Consider the following 19,919-nt stretch of genomic DNA (forward strand, 5'->3'; position numbering starts at 1 on the left):
CAAAAGGATAGCTATTGCATTGCCCCAAGTGGGGTCACATCTGGGATAATCGACGGCCTGAATCGGGAGAATTTCACTATGGCAGTGGTCAGACTGAATGGCGTCGAACAGCGTGTCGGCAATATTTTCTGCATCGGGCGTAATTACGCCGCACATGTGGCCGAACTGGGCAATCAGCTGGAAGAAGAGCCGCTGGTGTTTCTCAAGCCCAGCTCGGCGCTGACGCTTGGTGGGCAGGCCATCAGCCTGCCGGCTTATTCGGCTGATGTGCACCATGAGTGCGAGCTGGTGCTGCTGGTGGGCCGGGGTGGGCGCGATATCGCCGAGGCTGATGCGCTGTCGCATATTGCTGCTTATGGCATCGGTCTGGACCTGACCGCCCGCGATGTGCAGAGCGAGGCCAAGCAGCACGGCAAGCCGTGGACCAAGGCCAAGGGTTTTCGCCATGCGGCCTGCGTGTCGGATTTTGTCGCGGCAGAGGCGGTTGATGCCGGCAAGCCGTTTACCTTCAGCCTGCAAGTGAATGGTGTCATTCGCCAGCGTGGCGATACCAGCCTGATGCTGTTTCCGCTGGCCACCATCATCAGCTATCTGTCGCAAGTGTATGGGCTGACCGACGGCGACCTGATCTATACCGGCACCCCGCAGGGCGTGGCAGCCCTGCAGCCGGGAGATGTCGTGCAGGCACAGCTGGATGGTCTGGTGACGGCCGACTGGACGGTGTCAGCATGAGCCGGCAAACCCAGGCGGAAGACGACGACAAGGTGCGGCTGGACAAATGGCTGTGGGCGGCGCGTTTTTATAAAACCCGCCAGCTGGCACACGAGGCGCTGGAGCTGGGGCGGGTGCTGGTGGGCGGTGAGCGGGTCAAGGCTTCGCGTATCGTGCGCGAAGGGGATGAGCTGCTGCTGCGTATCAATCAGCTGGAGTACCGCATTACCGTGCTGCAACTGGCCACCCAGCGTCGTCCGGCCAAGGAGGCGGTGCTTATGTACTGTGAAGATGAGGCGGGACGGCAGGCGCGCGAGGAGCGCATGCTGCTGCTCAAGGCCGAGCATGCCAGTTTTCCGCATGGCGATGGCCGTCCCACCAAGAAAGCCCGACGTGATATCACGCGCTTCAAGGGCACCCTGTAATCGCAAGTACACCATGCCTGGGTGGCATGGTGTGTTGCCTGTTTGATTGTGGTCTGATGTCTGCTCCATCTGCTGTGCCATCCGCTGCGGCGGCACCTTCGCTGCGACCGTTCGCGCTGTTCTACTTTGCCTATTTCGCCTTTCAGGGTTTGTTCGGGCCGTTCTGGGGCCTGTACCTGGAGTCCTTGTCCTTCTCTGCCTTGCAGATTTCCGTCCTGATGGCCCTGTCCACGCTGGCGCGTATTGCGGCGCCCGGTTTCTGGGGCTGGCTGGCCGATCGCCAGGGGCGTCGGCGTGCCATCATCATCAGCACTTCGCTGTGCTCGGCACTGGCCTTTGCCTTTGTCGGGCTGGGGCAGGGCTTCTGGTGGATTTTCATCAGCCTGGCGGTGTCGCACTTTTTCTGGGCTGGTGCATTGCCACTGGTCGAGGCCAGTACCGCCTATCTGACACGGGCGCAACCGGGGCGCTATAGCCGGGTGCGGGTGTGGGGGTCGATCGGTTTTGTCTGCCTGTCCATGGTGGGTGGCTATGTGCTGGACCTGATCCATCTGGCCAATCTGCCCTGGGCGCTGTTGTGCTTGCTGGTGCTAATTGTGCTGGCCGGCTGGCTGGTGCCGGATGTGGCCTCGCATCGCCAGCAGGCTGCTGCAGCCCCCATCTGGCACACGCTGCGCCAGCCCAGAGTGCTGGCCCTGTTTGGCTGCTGCTTCCTGATGGCGTATGCCCACGGGCCTTACTACACCTTCTACTCCATCGGCCTGCGCCATGCCGGCTATGCCCAGGGGGCCATCGGCCTGCTGTGGTCGGTGGGGGTGATCAGTGAAATCCTGGTCTTCCTGCTGATGCCGCGCATCATGGGGCGATTTTCGCTGGAGCGGCTGATGCTGGCGTCCTTGCTCACCGCCGTGCTGCGTTTCCTGCTGATTGCCACGGTGGTCGATCATCCAGCATGGGCGGTACTGGCGCAAAGCATGCACGCGCTCACTTTCGGCCTGCATCACGCCACCTCGGTGGGCCTGATTCACCGCTTCTTTGCCGAGCAGCACCAGGGGCGGGCGCAGGGGCTGTACATCATTGCCTCCTTCGGCATCGGTGGCAGCACCGGTGGGCTGGTCGGCGGTGTGTTGTGGCCGCACGGCGGCATGTTGCTCACCTTTGGCATGTCGGTGCTGGCGGCGGCGCTGGGTGTGCTGCTGTGCTGGCGCTATTTGCGGCCACCGGCTGCCCGGCTTACTGCAGCAGCATGATGAGCTTGAGTTCGGCTGAGGCTGCCAGATTGAGTGTCAGCTGCTGATAGACCAGCCGGCCGCGTTGCGGATGATTGAAGGCACGTTCACCTCCTTCGCGGCCTTGTACATCGTGCTGTTGCCACAGACTGTCGAATTCCGCACTGCCCAGCCGCAGCGTGTCCACCCATTGCTGGATGGCGGTTTCATCCAGTCGCTCGCCGGCATCGGCGCGAAATTCCGCCACCATGCGCCTGGCCCGGGTCGGCCAGTCTTCCACCAGTTGGCGCGAGGCCGGCTGCAGGAACATGAAATCCAGCAGATTGTGCCGCGCCAGCGGCTGGTCCAGCCAGCCGCAGAACAAATCCTGTGCCAGGGGATTCCAGGCCAGGGCATTCCAGTTGCCATCCAGTACATAGGCGGGTGTTGCGATCACTTCGACCGCTGCAGCCAGCGCCTCGCGTGCCTGCGGGTTGCGCTCGGTCGGGCGTTCCTGCGGGTTTTTCAGTCCGGCGAGCTTGAACAGGTAATCGCGCTCGGCATGGGTCAGCAGCAGGGCATCGGCCAGCCGTGACAGCGTGGGTGCGGATACCGACTGGCTGCGGCCTTGCTCAATCCAGGTCAGCCAGGTGGGGCTGATGCCGCACAGGGCGGCGACCTCTTCGCGGCGCAAGCCCTTGGCGCGGCGACGCACTCCCGCCGGCAGGCCGGCTTGTTGCGGGCTGAGGCGCTCGCGGTGCGCGCGGATGAATTCACCCAGCGGGCTGGTGGTCTTGCTATGGCTCATGTGCTTTCCCCCGGAGGCAATCTCAACGTGGTAGTGTCAGTACTAGTATAAATGCTTATCTTGTACTAGGAAAAAAGCTGAGACATGATGTCAGGCAACAGCAGCCCTTGTGACTGCTGCCAGATGCACGAGGCCGGTTTCATCCGCCTTGTAGTGCCAGCTGGCAGCGTGACAGAATGACTGCCTTATCCGGCAAACCGGCGGCGCGGCCGCCATCAACGAGCAGGAAGCCATGACAGCACAAACTCTTTACGACAAGCTCTGGTCCAGCCATGTGGTGCGGGAAGAGGCCGACGGCACCGTACTTCTGTATATCGACCGCCACCTGGTGCACGAAGTGACCAGCCCACAAGCCTTTGAAGGCCTGAAGCTGGCCGGGCGCGGCCTGTGGCGGGTGGATTCGGTGGTGTCCACTGCCGACCACAACACCCCGACCGATCACTGGGACGAAGGCATCAAGGACCCGATTTCGCGCCAGCAGGTGGAAACCCTGGACGCCAATATCAAGTCCTTCGGTGCGCTGGCTTACTTCCCGTTCAAGGACAAGGGTCAGGGCATTGTGCATGTGATGGGGCCGGAGCAGGGTGCCACCCTGCCGGGGATGACCGTGGTCTGTGGCGACAGCCATACCTCTACCCATGGCGCTTTCGGTGCGCTGGCACACGGCATCGGTACCTCGGAAGTCGAGCACGTCATGGCGACCCAGTGTCTCGTGGCCAAGAAATCCAAGAACATGCTGGTGCAGGTGAATGGCCCGCTGGCTGCCGGCATCACTGGCAAGGACGTGGCGCTGGCAATCATCGGCAAGATTGGCACTGCTGGCGGTACCGGCTACGCCATCGAGTTTGGTGGCGAAGCCATCCGCAGCCTGTCGATGGAAGGGCGCATGACCTTGTGCAATATGGCCATCGAAGCGGGTGCCCGCTCCGGCATGGTGGCGGTGGATGAAAAAACCATCGACTACGTCAAGGGCCGCCCCTTTGCGCCGAGCGAAGCCGACTGGGATGCTGCCGTGGCCTACTGGAATACCCTGCACTCCGACGAAGGCGCGCATTTCGACGCCGTTGTCGAGCTGGATGCCGGCCAGATCAAGCCGCAAGTCACCTGGGGTACTTCGCCGGAAATGGTCACCGACATCGACGGCATCGTGCCGGACCCGGCCGCCGAAGCCGACCCGGTGAAGAAGGGCAGTATTGAACGCGCGCTGGCTTACATGGGTCTGACCGCCAATACCCCGGTGAAAGAGATTCCGGTCGACATCGTGTTTATCGGCTCCTGTACCAATTCCCGTATCGAAGACCTGCGTGAAGCCGCCGCTGTGGCACGTGGCCGCAGCAAGGCAGCCAGCGTGAAGCAGGTGCTGGTGGTGCCGGGCTCCGGTCTGGTGAAGGCACAGGCCGAGGCCGAAGGACTGGACAAGATTTTCATCGCCGCCGGTTTTGAATGGCGCGAGCCGGGTTGCTCCATGTGTCTGGCGATGAATGCCGACCGTCTGCAGCCGGGTGAGCGTTGTGCGTCTACCTCGAACCGCAACTTCGAAGGCCGTCAGGGGCAGGGTGGGCGTACCCATCTGGTCAGCCCGGCCATGGCGGCGGCGGCAGGGGTAACCGGCCATTTTGTCGACATCCGTCAGCTTTAATTCTGCGAAAGGAATTCATCCATGAAAAAAATTGCACTCAGCCTGTTTGTGACCATCCTGCTGTCTGCCTGCAATACCTTACACGGCGCGGGTGAAGACCTGAAACAAGGTGGCCAGGCTGTTGGTCATGGCATCCAGAAGGCCGGACAGGCCATCGAAAACGCTGCCCAGTAAGGGCAGCCAGATTCGGAAAGAATCCCAATGAAAGCATTCAATACACTCGACGGGCTGGTGTGCCCGCTTGATCGCGCCAACGTCGATACCGACGCCATCATCCCCAAGCAGTTTCTGAAGTCGATCAACCGTTCCGGCTTTGGCCCGAATCTGTTCGACGAGTGGCGCTATCTGGACCACAGCGAACCGGGCATGGACAACAGTGTGCGTCCGATTAATCCGGATTTCGTGCTCAACTTCCCGCGCTACGCCGGTGCCCAGGTATTGCTGGCACGGGAAAACTTTGGCTGTGGTTCCAGCCGCGAACACGCGCCGTGGGCGCTGGATGATCAGGGCTTCCGCGTGGTGATTGCGCCCAGCTTTGCCGACATCTTCTTCAACAACTGCTACAAAAATGGCCTGTTGCCCATCGTCCAGCCAGCCGAGGTGGTCGACCAGCTGTTCCGCGAATGCGCAGCCAATGAAGGCTACCGCCTGACGGTAGATCTGGCAGCGCAGACCATCACCACCCCGTCCGGTCAGTCGTTTGCTTTTGATGTCACCGAGCATCGCAAGCACTGCCTGCTGGGTGGCCTGGATGAAATCGGCCTTACCTTGCAACACGCCGACACCATCAAGACTTACGAGGCGGCGCGTCGCCAAAGCCAGCCCTGGTTGTTCCATCAGGCCTGATTGGAGAATGACATGAGCCAGAGCGCACACGCAGAGCACGTCCAACAGCAGTTTGGTGCCCAGGCCGCGGCCTACCTGCACAGCCAGGTACACGCCCAGGGCGCGGAGTTTGCCCAGCTACAGCAAGCCGTGCGTGAACACGGCGCGGCGCGGGTACTGGATCTGGGCTGCGGCGCTGGCCATGTCAGCTTCCAGATTGCCGAACACGCCGCCAGCGTGGTGGCCTATGACTTGTCGGCCAGCATGTTGCAGGTGGTGGCGGACGAGGCTGCATCGCGTGGCCTCGGCACGCTCACCACCCAGCAAGGCGCGGCCGAACGACTCCCTTTTGCCGATGGCGAATTCGACTTCGTGTTCAGTCGCTACTCCGCCCACCACTGGGGTGATCTGGCTCTGGCGCTGCGTGAAGCGCGCCGGGTGCTCAAGCCGGGTGGCCGGCTGGCCTTCATTGATGTGATGTCGCCCGGTCAGCCGCTGCTGGATACCTATCTGCAGACCGTCGAGGTGCTGCGTGATACCAGTCATGTGCATAACTACGCCATGGCCGAGTGGCTGAGCGCATTGTCCGGTGCCGGCTGGCAAGTGCAGCAGGTGACGCGGCAAAAGCTGCGGCTGGAATTTGGCGTATGGGTGGAGCGCATGCGTACGCCGGAAACCCTGCGTCAGGCCATTCGCCTGTTGCAGAAGTCCGTCGGCCAGGAAGTGCGCGATTACTACGCCATCGAGGCGGATGGCAGCTTTACGGTCGACGTGATCGTGCTGTGGGCGGCGTGAAGCATTCAAAAACAAACAAATACAGAAACCAAAGGATAAATCATGAAAATCGCCGTATTGCCGGGTGACGGCATTGGTCCGGAAATCATTGCCCAGGCCTGTCGCGTGCTGGATGTGCTGCGTCAGGATGGTCTGCCCATCGAACTGGAAGAAGCCCCGCTGGGTGGTGCTGGCTACGATGCCTATGGCGTGCCGTATCCGGAATTCACCCAGAAGCTGTGCCGCGCAGCCGATGCCGTGCTGCTGGGTGCCGTGGGCGGCCCGCAATACGACACGCTGGATCGTCCGCTGCGCCCCGAGCGTGGCCTGCTGGCCATCCGCAAGGACCTGAACCTGTTTGCCAACCTGCGTCCGGCCATCCTGTATCCGGAACTGGCCAATGCCTCCACCCTGAAGCCGGAAGTGGTGTCGGGCCTGGATATCATGATCGTGCGCGAACTTACCGGTGACATCTACTTTGGTCAGCCGCGCGGCATGGGCGTGAACGAGCAGGGCGAACGTGAAGCCTTCAACACCATGCGCTACAGCGAAAGCGAAGTGCGTCGCATCGCCCACGTTGCCTTCGGCATTGCCATGAAGCGCAACAAGAAGCTGTGTTCGGTGGACAAGGCCAATGTGCTGGAAACCACCGAGTTCTGGAAAGAAATCATGATCGACGTGGCGCGCGAATACCCGCAGGTGGAACTGAGCCACATGTATGTGGACAACGCCGCCATGCAGCTGGTGCGCAATCCCAAGCAGTTCGACGTGATGGTGACCGGCAATATTTTCGGCGACATCCTGTCCGACGAAGCGTCCATGCTCACCGGCTCCATCGGCATGCTGCCGTCTGCTTCGCTCGACCAGAACAACAAGGGTCTGTACGAACCTTCGCATGGTTCCGCCCCGGATATCGCTGGCAAGAACCTGGCCAATCCGCTGGCCACCATCCTGTCTGCCGCCATGATGCTGCGCTACACCTTTGCCCAGGAAGAAGCTGCCCAGCGCGTGGAAAACGCCGTCAAGCGCGTGCTGGCCCAAGGCTACCGCACCGGCGACATCTTCGAAGCGGGCTGCCAGAAAGTCAGCTGCTCCGGCATGGGTGACGCGGTGGTGGCAGCGCTGTAAAAAAAACTTCACCCGGATAGGGTTGACCCCATTGCCTCAGTCGCTATCGCGCTGCACAATGGAGTAATAAAAATACTTGGCCCGCTAACGCTTGCGTTGACGGGCCAATCGCAACTTTAGAGACAGATCCCAGGAGAAACCCGTGAAAGTAGGCTTTGTAGGCTGGCGTGGCATGGTTGGTTCCGTGCTGATGCAACGTATGCGTGAAGAGAACGATTTCGCTGTCATCAACGAACCGGTGTTCTTCACCACTTCCAATGTCGGTGGCAAAGGCCCGGACATCGGCCGTGACGTACCGGCATTGAAAGATGCCAAGAACATCGACGAACTGAAGGCCATGGACGCCATCGTCACCTGTCAGGGTGGCGACTACACCAGCGACATCTACCCGCAACTGCGCGCAGCCGGCTGGACTGGCTACTGGATCGATGCAGCTTCCACCCTGCGCATGGCGGACGATGCCGTCATCGTGCTGGACCCGGTTAACCGCAATGTGATCGATGCGGCACTGGCCAAGGGTGTGAAGGACTACATCGGCGGCAACTGTACCAACTCCATCATGCTGATGGGCATGGGCGGTCTGTTCCGTGAAGGTCTGGTGGAGTGGGTGTCTTCCATGACTTATCAGGCAGCTTCCGGTGGTGGTGCCAACCACATGCGCGAACTGCTCAAGGGCATGGGCGTGGTACACGCTGCCGTGGCCGACGAGCTGGCCACGCCGTCGTCTGCCATTCTGGACATCGACCGCAAGGTGGCTGCCGCCATCCGCGAAGACGTACCGACCGAATTCTTTGGTGCGCCGCTGGCTGGTGGTCTGATCCCCTGGATCGACAAGCAGCTGGACAATGGCCAGTCCAAGGAAGAGTGGAAGGGCCAGGCCGAGGTCAACAAGATTCTGGGCAACGAAGCCGCCATTCCGGTGGATGGCCTGTGCGTGCGCATCGGTGCCATGCGCTGCCACAGCCTGGCTCTGACCATTAAACTGAAAAAAGACCTGCCGCTGGCTGAAATCGAAGCCATCATCAAGTCGGGCAATGACTGGGTGAAGTGGGTACCGAACGACCGCGAAATCAGTGTCAAGGAACTGACCCCGGCTGCCATTACCGGCGGGCTGGAAGTGGGCGTCGGCCGTGTGCGCAAGCTGAACATGGGTGGCGAATACCTGTCGGCCTTCGTTATCGGTGACCAGCTGCTGTGGGGTGCGGCCGAACCGCTGCGCCGCATGCTGCGCATCCTGATCGAGCGCTGATTCGGCTTGACATGGTTGTAAGGCTTTAACCGGACTGTCGCCGGAATCGACTACACTGCAAAGGGCGCCTTAACGCGCCCTTTGCTTTTGGCTGAGGTACAATCAGCCTTTTCCAAGAATGTAAGGATTTATTCGGATGATGCAGCTTGCTGTGGTAGGTGCCGCTGGCCTGGTTGGCCAATCTGTTCTCGAACTGCTGGCCCAGCGCCAGTTCCCGGCGGAGCGGGTGTTTGCCGTGGATGGCCCGGAGCATGAAGCGTCTACCGTCAGCTATGGCAATCTGGAGCTGGATATTCGTCAGTTGGACGAGTTTGGTTTCGAGAATGTGGCGCTGGCGATTTTTGTTGCCGGCGACAGCGTGGCGCGTGAATACGTGCCGCAAGCGCGCGCAGCCGGGGTTACGGTCATCGATTTCAGCTCGGCCTTCCGCCTGGATGCCGAAGTGCCGCTGGTGGTGCCGGCAGTCAATGCCGAACAGCTGGCCGGCCTGGAAGCTGGTGCGCTGGTTGCGGTTCCCAATTGCACGGTCACCCCGCTGGCCATGGCGCTGCGCCCCTTGCTGCCCTTGCAGCCCAAGCGGCTGACCGTGGCAACTTATCAGTCGGTTTCCGGCAGTGGTCAAAAGGCCCTGGAAGAACTGGCCGAGCAAACCACCGCCTTGTTCTCGCAGCGCGAATCGGAAAATACCGTATTTGAAAAGCGTATCGCCTTTAATGTGCTGCCGCAGATTGGTGCGCTGGATGAGGACGGTATGGCGGAAGAAGAACGTTCGATCATGCTGGAATTGCGCCGGCTGTTGCAGCAAGCAGAATTGCCGATTGAGGCCACTGCAGTACGGGTGCCGGTTTTCTTCGGACATGCCTGGGCGGTTAGCCTGGAGGTCGCTGCTGATATTGATCTGGTACAAGTCAAAAATCGTCTGGTGGCGGCAGGATTGCAATGTGTCACGGCCGATCAGCATGGCGGCCATATTACGCCGATGGAAGCAACCGGTAATGACGGGGTATGGATCAGCCGCTTGCGCAAAGCGGGAAATACCATTCAATTCTGGTTGGCGGCAGATAATGTGCGCGTTGGCGCGGCATTGAATTGCGTACTGGTTGCCGAGGCCATGTATAAAGCAGGCGTGTTTGAATAAATGTAAAGCCCCGGTTCATCCGGGGTTTTGTTGTTATGTAATCTAGCTAAAAGCTTGGCTAGGGCCTAAGATGGCACTAGTTGCCAGCTCTTTGCCTGCGATGGGCAAACCGAGCGAATAAGATCAAGACAAATAAGTGCCGGAAGGTAGACTGTGAATAATCAGGCAAAATTCAAGCTGAGCGTACTGGCGGTAGCCGTGGTTTGCTCGGCAAATGTATGGGCCGGACTTGGCAGGATCAATGTGCGATCCTTCCTGGGGGAAACCTTTCACGCGGACATCGAGCTGACCGGGGTGCGCTCGAATGAACTGGAAGGCGCACGCATCGGCCTGGCCAGTCCGGATACCTTCCGTGACCTGAATGTCGATTATGCCAGCACGATGTCGGCACTGCGTTTTCAGCTGGCTCCGTCGGCGCATGGTGCCATTATTCGCGTCAGTTCTGCCGTTCCCATCAATGATCCGTATTTACGCTTTGTCGTAGAGGCCAAAACCAGTGCCGGCCGTTCGGTGCGCGAATATACCGTGTTGCTTGATCCGTCCAGCTATAACGCTCCGCAATCCAAATCCATCGTGCAGGATGCCCCGCGCTACGCTGATGAAAACCTGTCCAGCCGCTATCAGGGCAAGCCGGGTAAAGCCAGCCGCAATACCAGCCATGGCGTGTTGCAGACGCGCTCCGGCTCGACCCTGCGCGGCATGGCTGCCAAGGCCGTTCCGCCGGGTGCCACGCTGGAGCAGACCATGGCAGCGCTGGTGCTGGCCAATCCGCATGCCTTCAGTGATGGCAATCCCAGTGCGCTGAAAGCAGGTATTACCCTGAAGCTGCCACCTGTTGCCAAGATCAAGTCGCTGTCTGCGGCGCGGGTCAATGCCATCCTGCGCCCTGACGGTGCTGCTGCGCCGACTACAGCAGTGGCCGATGCCAAGCCGCAAGCGCATGGTCAGGGCGGAGACGTTCTCAAGATATTGCCGCCGGACGCACTGGCCGGTCAGTCGAATCCCAAGCTTTCCGTACTGGAACAGCAGGTTTCTGCGCGTGAACAATCGCTGAAGGACGCCGAAGCCCGCATCTCGGCCTTGGAGCAGCAGCTCAAGGCCATGCAAAGCGGCAAGCCGCAAGCTTCTCAGCCGCAGGCCGAGGCCGCAGCGTCAGTAGCCGCTTCGATGCCAGCCACGGAAACGCTGCAGCCGGCCAGCATGCCGGTTGCCGAGGCTGCCCCTGCGCCGAAACCGGCCGTGGTGCACAAGCCGCTTGCGCCGCCGCCCCCTCCGCCCGAACCTTCCATGCTGGATCGCCTCATCGACAACCTGCCGCTGGTTGGTGGTGGTGTGGCCGGTGTTGGTCTGCTGGGGCTGCTGGGCGCGCTGATTGCCCGCCGCCGCAAAGCTGGTGCTTCCTCGCTGCAGCTGTCCACCCAGACCAATAATGCCGTGCTGGGGCGCGGCGCAGTCGGCAGTGGACCGCAAACAGTCAGTGGCGGTCACTCCTTCATGACCAATTTCACCCAGGCGTCCGGTGATATCGATGCAGCAGAAGTCGATCCGGTTGCCGAGGCTGAGGTGTATATGGCCTATGGGCGTGATGCGCAGGCTGAGGAAATCCTCAAGGATGCGCTGGCCAAGGATCCCTCACGCCAGGAAGTGCGTCAAAAACTGCTTGAGCTGTATGCCGCACGCCCGGACGCCGGCAATTTCGAAAAACTGGCGCGCGAGTTCCATGCCACTACCGATGGCAAGGGCCAGGCCTGGGCCAGGGTGGCTGCCATGGGGCTGGGTATTGATCCGGCCAATGCGCTGTATCAGTTGCCGGAAGACGCGGCCCCAGTGGAAAGTGCCGCCGCTGTTGACGACGGTATTATCGATCTGGATCGCGAACTGTTTGGCGATCTGCAGGCTGAGACGCCACCGCCAGCGGCAGTAGTCGAGCCGGAGCCGGCAGCAGACCCGTTGCGCGCAGCCTTGTTTGAAGAAGATGCCCCCGTGTCCGCGCCAGCCGTGGCGGATGCCAATATGCTGGATTTCGATCTGGATGCCGAACTGGCAGCCGCTCCGCTGGTCGAGCCTGTCGCTGCACCAAGCCTGGCCGAGCCAGCCGCGGCCGATACCAATTTGCTGGATTTTGATTTCAACCTGGATGGCCTGGCTGCTGAAATGGCCGCCGACAACCAGGGCCAGCCGGAAACCGGCACCCTCGAGCTGCCGGCTTCTGCCGCTAGCACGGATGGTTTTGAATCGCTGTATGAAGACATGGTGGCTGCCACGCCGGCAGCAGCGCCAGCGGCACCTGCTGAAACAGCAGCGGTCAGTGCTGCTCCGGTGGTCGCACCTGCACCCGAACCTGCACCGGTCGTGGCCGAGGGCATGACCCTGCTGGATGATCCTTTGTCTACCAAGCTTGATCTGGCCAAAGTTTATCTGGACATGGGCGACCGCGACGGTGCCCGTGAAGTGTTGCAGGATCTGGTCGGAGAAGCACAAGGAAGTTTGAAACAAGAAGCCCAGGCTTTACTTACCAAAATCAGCAGCTGATGCGCCGAGCTTGTCGATCAGGTCCAGTTTTGTGATGCCAGCCGCGCTGTTTTGCAATATTGTCGGTTTTACTATTGAATGGCACACGTTTTAGCCGGGTAGTTCATTAGCAATAAAACCTGCCTAAGCAGGAATCGGGGAAGTCCGGATCATGGCTTCAAAACATAGCATGACCTTGCTCGCCATTTTGTTGGCCGGCATGGGCTCTGCAGGATCGGCCTTGGCCGGCCTGGGGTCGATTCATGTCCTGTCTTCGGAAGGTCAGCCTTTTGAAGCGGAAATTCCCGTGGTGGACGAAGATCCGCAAGGGAATGTGCTGGTCAGCCTGGCTGATCGCAACAAATATCCGCTGGTGTCGACTTATAGCCAGTCGGCACCGGTGCTGAAGTTTTCTGCCATTCGCAAAGCGGATGGCGGTATTCAGAAGATTCTGGTCAAAGGCCCCAGCCATTTCGATGAAGCACTATTGCGCTTTGCCGTGGAAATGAACTGGCCAGCCGGGCGTCTGGTGCGTGAATTCGAAGTTGATTACCAGCGGGATGGCCCGCCGCGCAAGGACAAGCAGCCGGCTCATGATGATACCGTCAAGAAAACCGCCGTCTCGCCAGACCTGATGCCCCGCCTGAGCAGCCTCGGTCTGGGCGAACTCAAGGTTAAGTCCAAGCTGGGCGAGCCGCTGGTGGCCGAGCTGGAGCTGTTTGGTACTGCCGTCAAGCAGACTGACAATGTTCGGGTGGCACTGGCTGCCGATAGCCTGCAAGGCGCACCCAGCGGCGAGCAATTGCAACTGATTGCCTCCATCTCGCACCAGATCAGCAAGTCGCCGGCTGGCAAATCCATGCTGCTGTTGCGCAGCAGTCAGCCTATGAATGACCCGGTGCTGGCTTTCCGCCTGGAAGTCGGGGCGGGCAATGTCCATGCGCAGAAACATTACAATCTGCTGCTGGACCCCAATGGTTACACCGTTGAAGAGCGTTCCATCAATCCGGTCAGCGCCGGCAAGAGTGCGCGTGCTGCGGAGAAGGTGCAGCCGCTGAAGGTATACCGGGTTCTGCATGGCGACACCTTGTCGCTGATCGCCTCCAGGGTAAAGGGCGGCGGTAACCCGGCTGATATCGCCAAGCGCTTGTATCGCAGTAATCCGGATGCATTCATCTCTGGTGACGTCAATCGCCTGCGCGCAGGTGCAGCCCTGAAGTACCCGGCCGACTGGCGTCTGGCCACGGCAGGTAATTCTCCGGCTGCAGCCGAGCCGCCCGCTGTGGCGCAAGAAGCGCCGGTGCCGGCAGCCAAAGCCCCGGCCAAGTCCGATGCTGTCACCCTCAAACCCATGAACAAGCCGCTTCCTGAAGCGGCCCATCCTGCAGCCAAGGTGGCAGCCTCGGCTCCCCAGGTGACCGCAGTCAAGGCGGTGGCGGTGGGTGGGGCTGACACTGCTCAGGAGGATCGCCTGAAAACCATCCTGCAAAAGCAGGATCAGGCCCTGTTACATGCCCAGCAGAAGACGCTGGAGCTGGAACAGAAAATCCGTAATCTGCAAATTGCCAAAGCCGCAACGGCCAGTACGGCTGCCGGTGAAACCCGCGTTGTGGCGAGTCAAGCGGCGGTGGCTGCCGTAGCCAGTCAGCCGGCTGCTGCCGTTGCTGCTGTGGCCAGCCAGCCTGCTGCAGTGCTTGCGTCTGCTCCGGCAGCGCAGCCCGTCAAGCCGGCGGAACCCGCTCATCCGCCAGTCAAGGCGGCCGCGCCGGTCAAGCCCGCTGTCGAGGCCCCGCCACCGTCATTCCTGGTGGATGACGTGCTGGACAGCCTGCGCAACAGTGGGGCGCTGATGTATGGCGGCGGTGCCGCTGCCGTCGGCCTGGGAGCCTTGCTGGTGGCGCAGCGCCTGCGGCAGCGTAAGGCAGCCGAGTCCGGCAGCAAGCCTGCCAGCAAGTCGTCTGCTGATAACGCATCCATGCTGACCATGGGGCCGTTGACCACCTTGATGAGTGGCATCAAGCGTGGTGAAGGTATCGATCTGGCCTCGGTTGACCTGATCGCCGAGGCAGAGGTCTACCTTGCCTATGGTCGCATCGACCAGGCGCTGGAAATCCTGCGCGAAGGTCTGGTGCGCGAACCGATGCGCCAGGATCTGCGCTACAAACTGCTGGAAGTCCTGGCCATGCAGCCGGACAGGGACGGCTTCATTGCCGAAGCGACCACGGCGCGGGGGATTTTCGGCAAGGACAGCACCTTGTGGATGCGGGTGTGTGAACTGGGCCGCACGCTGGCTCCGGAGCATCCGCTGTTTGATGCCAAGCCGGTTGCGGCAGCATCGCCGCTGAATCTGGAAGCCGTGCGCGTCAATTCGGCGGCAGCGCCGGTGGATGTTGCGGCTGAGGCCTTGGCTGAGGCTCCGGCTGAGCGTGTGCCACCGCTGGATCTGGCCGTTGAGCTGGGGGCGGTTGAACCCGAGCCGGAAGCACCGCTGGCCATGGACTTTCTGGACAAGCCGGCAGCCGGGCCCGCTCCGCTGCCGCCGGCTACCGAGCCCAATCCGGCCTTGAGTGGGCTGGATGCCTTTGCTTCGCTGGGTGAGCAGGAGCTGGAGAATGCGGTAAAGCAGGCACCGGAACCGATGTTGAGCATGGATTTCCTGTCTGATCTGCCTGCCTCGGTCAAGGTAGATCCACCTCTAGCGCCAGCTGCGGCAACGACGCAAGCCAAGTCGCAATCCGAGGCCAACGACAAGATGGAGCTGGCCAAGCTTTACCTGGAAATGGGCGACAAGGAAACGGCAGAAGCCCTGATGAAGGAAGCCGGCCAAACCGTTTCGTGACGCAGGACTGGCCGTAGCAAGCGGGGGAGCAGATGCTCCCCCGTTTTGCATTGTGCTGTGCTGCGGGTGATTTTTGCGTGGCAGCCGCCGGTGGCCGGCAGGCGGATCATGCAAGACGGCATGGCGTAAACCCCGCCGGATAGGGTAGAGTTGTCGTTTTAGCGTCTGCTGTCGGCTGCCTAGGCTGCCGACAGCGGAAGATGTTGCAAGCAAGGTGTGGGCATGAGAATAGCGCTCGGCATCGAGTATGACGGCCGGGCCTTTTCCGGCTGGCAGACTCAGCCGCATGGCAATACCGTCCAGGACAGATTGAACCGGGCCCTGAGCCAGATCGCCGGACAAGACATTACAACCCTGGCCGCAGGCCGTACCGATGCCGGCGTGCACGCCGCCATGCAGGTGGTGCATTTCGACAGCCAGATTACGCGCCCGCTCAATGCCTGGGTGCGCGGGGTCAATGCCCATCTGCCGCCCGAGGTGGCCGTGGTGTGGGCACGCGAGGTGGACGAGGGCTTTCACGCCCGCTTTTCCGCTTTTTCGCGCTCCTACAGCTATTTCCTGCTGACGCATCCGGTACGCCCCTGCCTGTTGGCCGGCAAGGTGGGCTGGTATCACCAGCCGCTGGATGTCGAGGCCATGCGCGAGGTTGCTGCCGTGTTGCTGGGTTCGCATGATTTTTCCAGCTTCCGCGCGGCGGAATGCCAGGCGAAAAGCCCGGTCAAGAACCTGCAGCAACTGGCGATCAGCGAGGAGGGCGGGCTGATCCGTTTCGATCTGCTGGCCGATGCCTTCCTGCACCACATGGTGCGCAATATCGTTGGTGCATTGCTGTATGTGGGCAAGGGCAGTCTGACAACGGCCGACCTGGAGGCGCTGCTGGCCGCACAGGACCGCACCCGTGCGCCGCCTACCTTCATGCCGGACGGGCTGTACCTGACCGGGGTCGGTTATCCGGCACAATACCAATTGCCATCGCAGACCGAGCCGGCCCGACTGGCCCTGTGGAGATGATGTGACCATCAGAATCAAGATTTGCGGCATTACCCGGCCCGAGGATGGCGCAGAAGCCGCCCGGCTGGGCGCGGATGCCATCGGCCTGGTGTTTTATCCGAAAAGCCCGCGCAATGTCAGCCTGGCGCAGGCACAGGCGGTGATTGCCGCCTTGCCGCCTTTTGTCAGCGTGGTGGCGTTGTTCGTCAACCCGGAGCGCGAGTGGGTGGAAGAGGTGCTGGCACATTGCGGCATCGACATCCTGCAATTTCACGGTGAAGAACCGGCTGAATTCTGCCGCTCTTTCCAGCGGCCCTATCTCAAGGCGGTGCGGGTCAAGCCCGGACTGGACCTGACAGTAGCCGCCGCCCAATACCCGGACGCGCGCGGCCTGCTCACCGACGCCTTTGTTGAAGGCGCACATGGTGGCACCGGTACCACGTTTGACTGGACTTTGCTGCCGGCAAACCTGCCCCTGCCGTTGATTTTGTCCGGTGGGCTGGACGACCAGAATATCAAGCAAGCCGTGGCCGCAGTGCGGCCGGCGGCGGTGGATGTTTCCAGCGGAGTGGAAGCAGCCAAAGGAATCAAAGATGCCGCCAGGATGGCGGCGTTCATATCAGGAGCAAGGCATGGAGCGGTATGATCTTCCGGATGCAAACGGCCACTTTGGACCGTATGGTGGCGTCTATGTTGCCGAAACCTTGATGGCGGCACTGGACGAACTCAAGAACGAATACGAGCGCGTCAAGGCCGATCCGACTTTCTGGGAAGAGTTTCGCCACGAGCTGAAACACTATGTGGGCCGCCCCAGCCCCATCTACCATGCCAAGCGCTGGTCGGAGCAACTGGGTGGTGCGCAGATCTTCCTCAAGCGTGAAGACCTCAACCACACTGGCGCGCACAAGATCAGCAATGCCATCGGCCAGGCGCTGTTGGCCCGCCGCATGGGCAAGAAACGGGTGATTGCCGAAACCGGTGCCGGTCAGCATGGCGTGGCCACGGCTACCGTGGCTGCCCGTTATGGCATGGAATGCTTTGTCTATATGGGTGCCGAGGACATCAAGCGCCAGTCGCCCAATGTCTTCCGCATGAAGCTGCTGGGTGCCACCGTGGTGCCGGTGGAGTCCGGCTCCAAGACCCTGAAAGATGCACTGAACGAAGCCATGCGCGACTGGGTGACCAATGTCGACAGCACCTTCTACATTCTGGGTACGGCGGCAGGTCCGCATCCTTACCCGATGATGGTGCGTGACTTCCTGTCGGTGATCGGTGAGGAATCCAAGGAGCAGATGCCGGAAGTGGCCGGTCGCCAGCCGGATGTGGTGGTGGCCTGCGTCGGTGGCGGCTCCAACGCCATCGGCATGTTCTATCCCTATATCGGTGTGAATGGCGTGCGCATGGTGGGTGTCGAGGCCGGTGGCCACGGCATTGCCAGCGGCATGCACGCCGCTCCACTGTCCGGTGGGGCTGGCGTAGGCGTGCTGCACGGTGCCAAGAGCTATCTGATGCAGGATGCCAATGGTCAGGTTGTCGAGACCCACTCGGTATCGGCCGGTCTGGATTACCCCGGTGTTGGCCCGGAGCACAGCTATCTGAAGGACATCGGCCGCGCCGAATACGTCGCCATCGACGACAAGGAAGCCTTGTCGGCCTTCCACGACTGCTGTCATCTGGAAGGCATCATCCCGGCGCTGGAATCCAGCCATGCGCTGGCCTGGGCTGCCAAGGTGGCACCGACCATGGCCAAGGACAAGGTGATTCTGGTGAATCTGTCCGGCCGTGGCGACAAGGACATCAATACCGTGGCCGGTCTGGCCGGTATCACGCTCTAACAAGGCTAAGGAAGGCTTATGTCACGTATTGCTGCATGTTTTGCCCGGCTGGACGGCAAGAAAGCACTGATCCCGTTTATCACGGCCGGTGACCCGCATCCCTCGCTGACCGTTGAGCTGATGCACGGTCTGGTAGATGGTGGTGCCGACATCATCGAGCTGGGGGTGCCGTTTTCCGATCCGATGGCCGATGGCCCGGTGATCCAGCGTGCGTCCGAACGTGCGCTGGTGCACAAGGTCGGCCTGCGCGATGTGCTGGCCTTGGTGGCCGAATTCCGCAAGAGCAATGCCACCACGCCCGTGGTGCTGATGGGTTATCTGAACCCGGTGTTCGTCATGGGCTATACCGCCTTTGCCGAACAGGCTCACGCTGCCGGTGTGGATGGCGTGCTGACCGTGGACTGCCCGCCGGAAGAAGCGGCCGAACTGTCTGCGGCACTGATTGCGGCGGATCTTGATCCGGTATTCCTGATTGCACCGACCACGCCGGAAGCGCGGGTGCGTGAAATCGCCCGCCATGCCCGTGGTTATGTCTACTATGTGTCGCTGAAAGGCGTCACCGGTGCAGGAAATCTGGACATTGACGACGTAGCGCGTAAAATTGCCGCCCTTAGAGCACATATTCAGGTTCCCATCGGCGTAGGCTTCGGCATTCGCGATGCCGCCACCGCCCAGGCCATCTCCGTGACGGCCGATGCCGTGGTGGTAGGGAGCCGTCTGGTGCAGGAAATCGAGGCGGCTACAGCAGAAACCGCCAGAGAGCGGTTGACCCGTCTGGTGGCCGAATTGAAGGCCGCCATTCTTTAAGGACACGCAAACGGGGTGACAACACCCCGTTTTATTGTCAGCCCGGCATACCCTGCCGGGCTGCGTTGAGCAAGGAGTCAGCATGAGCTGGTTGAACAAGCTCCTGCCGCCGAAGATCAAGCGCGATTCTCGCGCTGACAAGCCTTCAGCGGTACCGGAGGGGCTGTGGAGCAAGTGCCCGGCATGTGAAGCCGTACTGTATTACACCGACCTGGAGAGCAATCTGCAGGTTTGTCCCAAATGTAATCATCACCATCCGCTGAATGCACGTCAGCGGCTGGATGTCCTGCTGGATGACGAAGGCCGCCGTGAAATCGGTGCCGAGGTCAAGCCGGTGGACATTCTCAAGTTCAAGGATGGCAAACGCTATCCCGACCGTCTGGCTGCCGCCCAGAGCAATACTGGCGAAGACGACGCGCTGGTGGTGATGCAGGGCAGCATCCATTCCATGCCGGCTGTCGTGGCCGCCTTCGAGTTCCGCTTCATCGGCGGTTCCATGGGTTCGGTAGTGGGTGAGCGTTTTGTGCGTGGCGTACAGGCTGCCATCGAAGCCAAGGCCCCCTTCATCTGTGTGGCCGCATCGGGTGGTGCGCGCATGCAGGAAGGTCTGAATTCGCTGATGCAGATGGCCAAGACCAGTGCCGCACTGCAATTGCTGACCGATCACCAGCTGCCCTTCATCTCGGTGCTGACCGATCCGACCATGGGTGGCGTTTCCGCCTCCTTCGCCTTCCTGGGCGATGTGGTGATTGGCGAGCCGGGGGCGCTGATTGGTTTTGCCGGTCCGCGCGTGATCGAGCAGACCGTGCGCGAAACCCTGCCGGAAGGCTTCCAGCGTTCGGAATTCCTGCTGGAAAAGGGTGCCATCGACATGATCGTCGATCGTCGCGAACTCAAGCGCAAGATTGCCGAGCTGGTCTCCATACTGCAAAAGCAGGCTGCTGTTGCCTGATTCTTGCTGACAGCACCAAGATCATCCAGGCCGCTTCCTTCGGGGGGCGGCTTTTTTATTTGTTTTGCCGCGTGCTATGG

Annotated in this window: 18 protein-coding genes; 17 read left to right on the forward strand and 1 reads right to left on the reverse strand. The window is 61.0% G+C overall.

The window, feature by feature from the left end:
- Positions 1-78 precede the first annotated feature (78 nt).
- Genes DBR44_RS08900 through DBR44_RS08910 form a run of 3 tightly spaced genes read left to right on the forward strand, consistent with a single transcriptional unit; the run spans position 79 to position 2,386 of the window.
- Complete coding sequence (locus DBR44_RS08900; protein WP_124643724.1) at positions 79-732, forward strand: fumarylacetoacetate hydrolase family protein; 654 nt, start codon at positions 79-81, stop codon at positions 730-732.
- Entirely contained in the window at positions 729-1,136 is a 408-nt protein-coding gene (locus DBR44_RS08905; protein WP_124643725.1) for an RNA-binding S4 domain-containing protein, read from the forward strand. The genes DBR44_RS08900 and DBR44_RS08905 overlap by 4 nt, the downstream gene beginning before the upstream one ends.
- A gap of 56 nt (positions 1,137-1,192) precedes the next feature.
- Positions 1,193-2,386, forward strand: coding sequence for an MFS transporter (locus DBR44_RS08910; protein ID WP_124643726.1), 1,194 nt, complete (start codon positions 1,193-1,195; stop codon positions 2,384-2,386).
- On the opposite strand, the gene DBR44_RS08915 is transcribed toward DBR44_RS08910, so the two are convergent.
- A complete protein-coding gene (locus DBR44_RS08915) occupies positions 2,370-3,152 on the reverse strand; it encodes a helix-turn-helix transcriptional regulator (protein ID WP_124643727.1) in 783 nt (260 codons plus the stop codon). The genes DBR44_RS08910 and DBR44_RS08915 overlap by 17 nt on opposite strands.
- A 232-nt stretch (positions 3,153-3,384) precedes the next feature.
- Here DBR44_RS08915 and leuC point away from each other — a divergent pair, with 232 nt between their 5' ends.
- The 14 genes from leuC to accD all read left to right on the forward strand — a co-directional run bounded on the left by leuC (position 3,385) and on the right by accD (position 19,839).
- Positions 3,385-4,791 carry a 3-isopropylmalate dehydratase large subunit gene (gene leuC, locus DBR44_RS08920; protein ID WP_124643728.1) on the forward strand — a complete coding sequence of 469 codons (1,407 nt, stop codon included), beginning with the start codon at positions 3,385-3,387 and terminating at the stop codon, positions 4,789-4,791.
- Positions 4,792-4,812: 21 nt separating this feature from the next.
- Positions 4,813-4,965, forward strand: coding sequence for an entericidin EcnAB (locus tag DBR44_RS08925; RefSeq protein ID WP_124643729.1), 153 nt, complete (start codon positions 4,813-4,815; stop codon positions 4,963-4,965).
- 27 nt (positions 4,966-4,992) lie between these two features.
- Positions 4,993-5,637, forward strand: a complete 645-nt coding sequence (gene leuD, locus DBR44_RS08930; RefSeq protein WP_124643730.1) for a 3-isopropylmalate dehydratase small subunit — start codon at positions 4,993-4,995, stop codon at positions 5,635-5,637.
- 12 nt (positions 5,638-5,649) lie between these two features.
- The gene (locus tag DBR44_RS08935; protein WP_124643731.1) at positions 5,650-6,411 is read left to right on the forward strand and encodes a class I SAM-dependent methyltransferase; all 762 of its coding nucleotides are present in this window, start codon (positions 5,650-5,652) and stop codon (positions 6,409-6,411) included.
- 42 nt (positions 6,412-6,453) lie between these two features.
- Positions 6,454-7,518 (forward strand): 3-isopropylmalate dehydrogenase, encoded by a 1,065-nt coding sequence (gene leuB, locus DBR44_RS08940; RefSeq protein WP_124643732.1) that lies wholly within the window; start codon positions 6,454-6,456, stop codon positions 7,516-7,518.
- A gap of 142 nt (positions 7,519-7,660) precedes the next feature.
- Complete coding sequence (gene asd, locus DBR44_RS08945) at positions 7,661-8,767, forward strand: aspartate-semialdehyde dehydrogenase (RefSeq protein WP_124643733.1); 1,107 nt, start codon at positions 7,661-7,663, stop codon at positions 8,765-8,767.
- A gap of 136 nt (positions 8,768-8,903) precedes the next feature.
- Entirely contained in the window at positions 8,904-9,905 is a 1,002-nt protein-coding gene (locus DBR44_RS08950) for an aspartate-semialdehyde dehydrogenase (RefSeq protein ID WP_124643734.1), read from the forward strand.
- A gap of 153 nt (positions 9,906-10,058) precedes the next feature.
- Complete coding sequence (locus tag DBR44_RS08955) at positions 10,059-12,437, forward strand: FimV/HubP family polar landmark protein (RefSeq protein WP_124643735.1); 2,379 nt, start codon at positions 10,059-10,061, stop codon at positions 12,435-12,437.
- 151 nt (positions 12,438-12,588) lie between these two features.
- Positions 12,589-15,255 carry a FimV family protein gene (locus DBR44_RS19610; protein ID WP_199731003.1) on the forward strand — a complete coding sequence of 889 codons (2,667 nt, stop codon included), beginning with the start codon at positions 12,589-12,591 and terminating at the stop codon, positions 15,253-15,255.
- Positions 15,256-15,477: 222 nt separating this feature from the next.
- Positions 15,478-16,266 carry a tRNA pseudouridine(38-40) synthase TruA gene (gene truA / locus DBR44_RS08965; protein ID WP_124643736.1) on the forward strand — a complete coding sequence of 263 codons (789 nt, stop codon included), beginning with the start codon at positions 15,478-15,480 and terminating at the stop codon, positions 16,264-16,266.
- 1 nt (position 16,267) lies between these two features.
- Positions 16,268-16,891 (forward strand): phosphoribosylanthranilate isomerase, encoded by a 624-nt coding sequence (locus DBR44_RS08970; RefSeq protein WP_124643737.1) that lies wholly within the window; start codon positions 16,268-16,270, stop codon positions 16,889-16,891.
- On the forward strand, positions 16,878-18,080 hold the full coding sequence (gene trpB / locus DBR44_RS08975) for a tryptophan synthase subunit beta (RefSeq protein ID WP_124643738.1): 1,203 nt from the start codon (positions 16,878-16,880) through the stop codon (positions 18,078-18,080). Before DBR44_RS08970 ends, trpB begins: the two co-directional genes overlap by 14 nt.
- Before the next feature lie 18 nt (positions 18,081-18,098).
- Positions 18,099-18,887 carry a tryptophan synthase subunit alpha gene (trpA, locus tag DBR44_RS08980; RefSeq protein WP_124643739.1) on the forward strand — a complete coding sequence of 263 codons (789 nt, stop codon included), beginning with the start codon at positions 18,099-18,101 and terminating at the stop codon, positions 18,885-18,887.
- A gap of 82 nt (positions 18,888-18,969) precedes the next feature.
- Complete coding sequence (gene accD / locus DBR44_RS08985) at positions 18,970-19,839, forward strand: acetyl-CoA carboxylase, carboxyltransferase subunit beta (protein WP_124643740.1); 870 nt, start codon at positions 18,970-18,972, stop codon at positions 19,837-19,839.
- Positions 19,840-19,919 lie beyond the last annotated feature (80 nt).

The sequence above is a fragment of the Aquitalea sp. FJL05 genome, assembly GCF_003852595.1.
Classification (GTDB): domain Bacteria; phylum Pseudomonadota; class Gammaproteobacteria; order Burkholderiales; family Chromobacteriaceae; genus Aquitalea; species Aquitalea aquatilis.

Coding starts and splice junctions, on each gene's coding strand:
- accD (WP_124643740.1), top strand. CDS start 18,970: ATGAGCTGGTTGAACAAGCTCCTGCCGCCGAAGATCAAGCGCGATTCT.
- DBR44_RS19610 (WP_199731003.1), top strand. CDS start 12,589: ATGGCTTCAAAACATAGCATGACCTTGCTCGCCATTTTGTTGGCCGGC.
- leuC (WP_124643728.1), top strand. CDS start 3,385: ATGACAGCACAAACTCTTTACGACAAGCTCTGGTCCAGCCATGTGGTG.
- DBR44_RS08950 (WP_124643734.1), top strand. CDS start 8,904: ATGATGCAGCTTGCTGTGGTAGGTGCCGCTGGCCTGGTTGGCCAATCT.
- DBR44_RS08925 (WP_124643729.1), top strand. CDS start 4,813: ATGAAAAAAATTGCACTCAGCCTGTTTGTGACCATCCTGCTGTCTGCC.
- truA (WP_124643736.1), top strand. CDS start 15,478: ATGAGAATAGCGCTCGGCATCGAGTATGACGGCCGGGCCTTTTCCGGC.
- DBR44_RS08915 (WP_124643727.1), bottom strand. CDS start 3,152: ATGAGCCATAGCAAGACCACCAGCCCGCTGGGTGAATTCATCCGCGCG.
- leuD (WP_124643730.1), top strand. CDS start 4,993: ATGAAAGCATTCAATACACTCGACGGGCTGGTGTGCCCGCTTGATCGC.
- DBR44_RS08900 (WP_124643724.1), top strand. CDS start 79: ATGGCAGTGGTCAGACTGAATGGCGTCGAACAGCGTGTCGGCAATATT.
- DBR44_RS08935 (WP_124643731.1), top strand. CDS start 5,650: ATGAGCCAGAGCGCACACGCAGAGCACGTCCAACAGCAGTTTGGTGCC.
- DBR44_RS08910 (WP_124643726.1), top strand. CDS start 1,193: ATGTCTGCTCCATCTGCTGTGCCATCCGCTGCGGCGGCACCTTCGCTG.
- DBR44_RS08905 (WP_124643725.1), top strand. CDS start 729: ATGAGCCGGCAAACCCAGGCGGAAGACGACGACAAGGTGCGGCTGGAC.
- trpB (WP_124643738.1), top strand. CDS start 16,878: ATGGAGCGGTATGATCTTCCGGATGCAAACGGCCACTTTGGACCGTAT.
- trpA (WP_124643739.1), top strand. CDS start 18,099: ATGTCACGTATTGCTGCATGTTTTGCCCGGCTGGACGGCAAGAAAGCA.
- leuB (WP_124643732.1), top strand. CDS start 6,454: ATGAAAATCGCCGTATTGCCGGGTGACGGCATTGGTCCGGAAATCATT.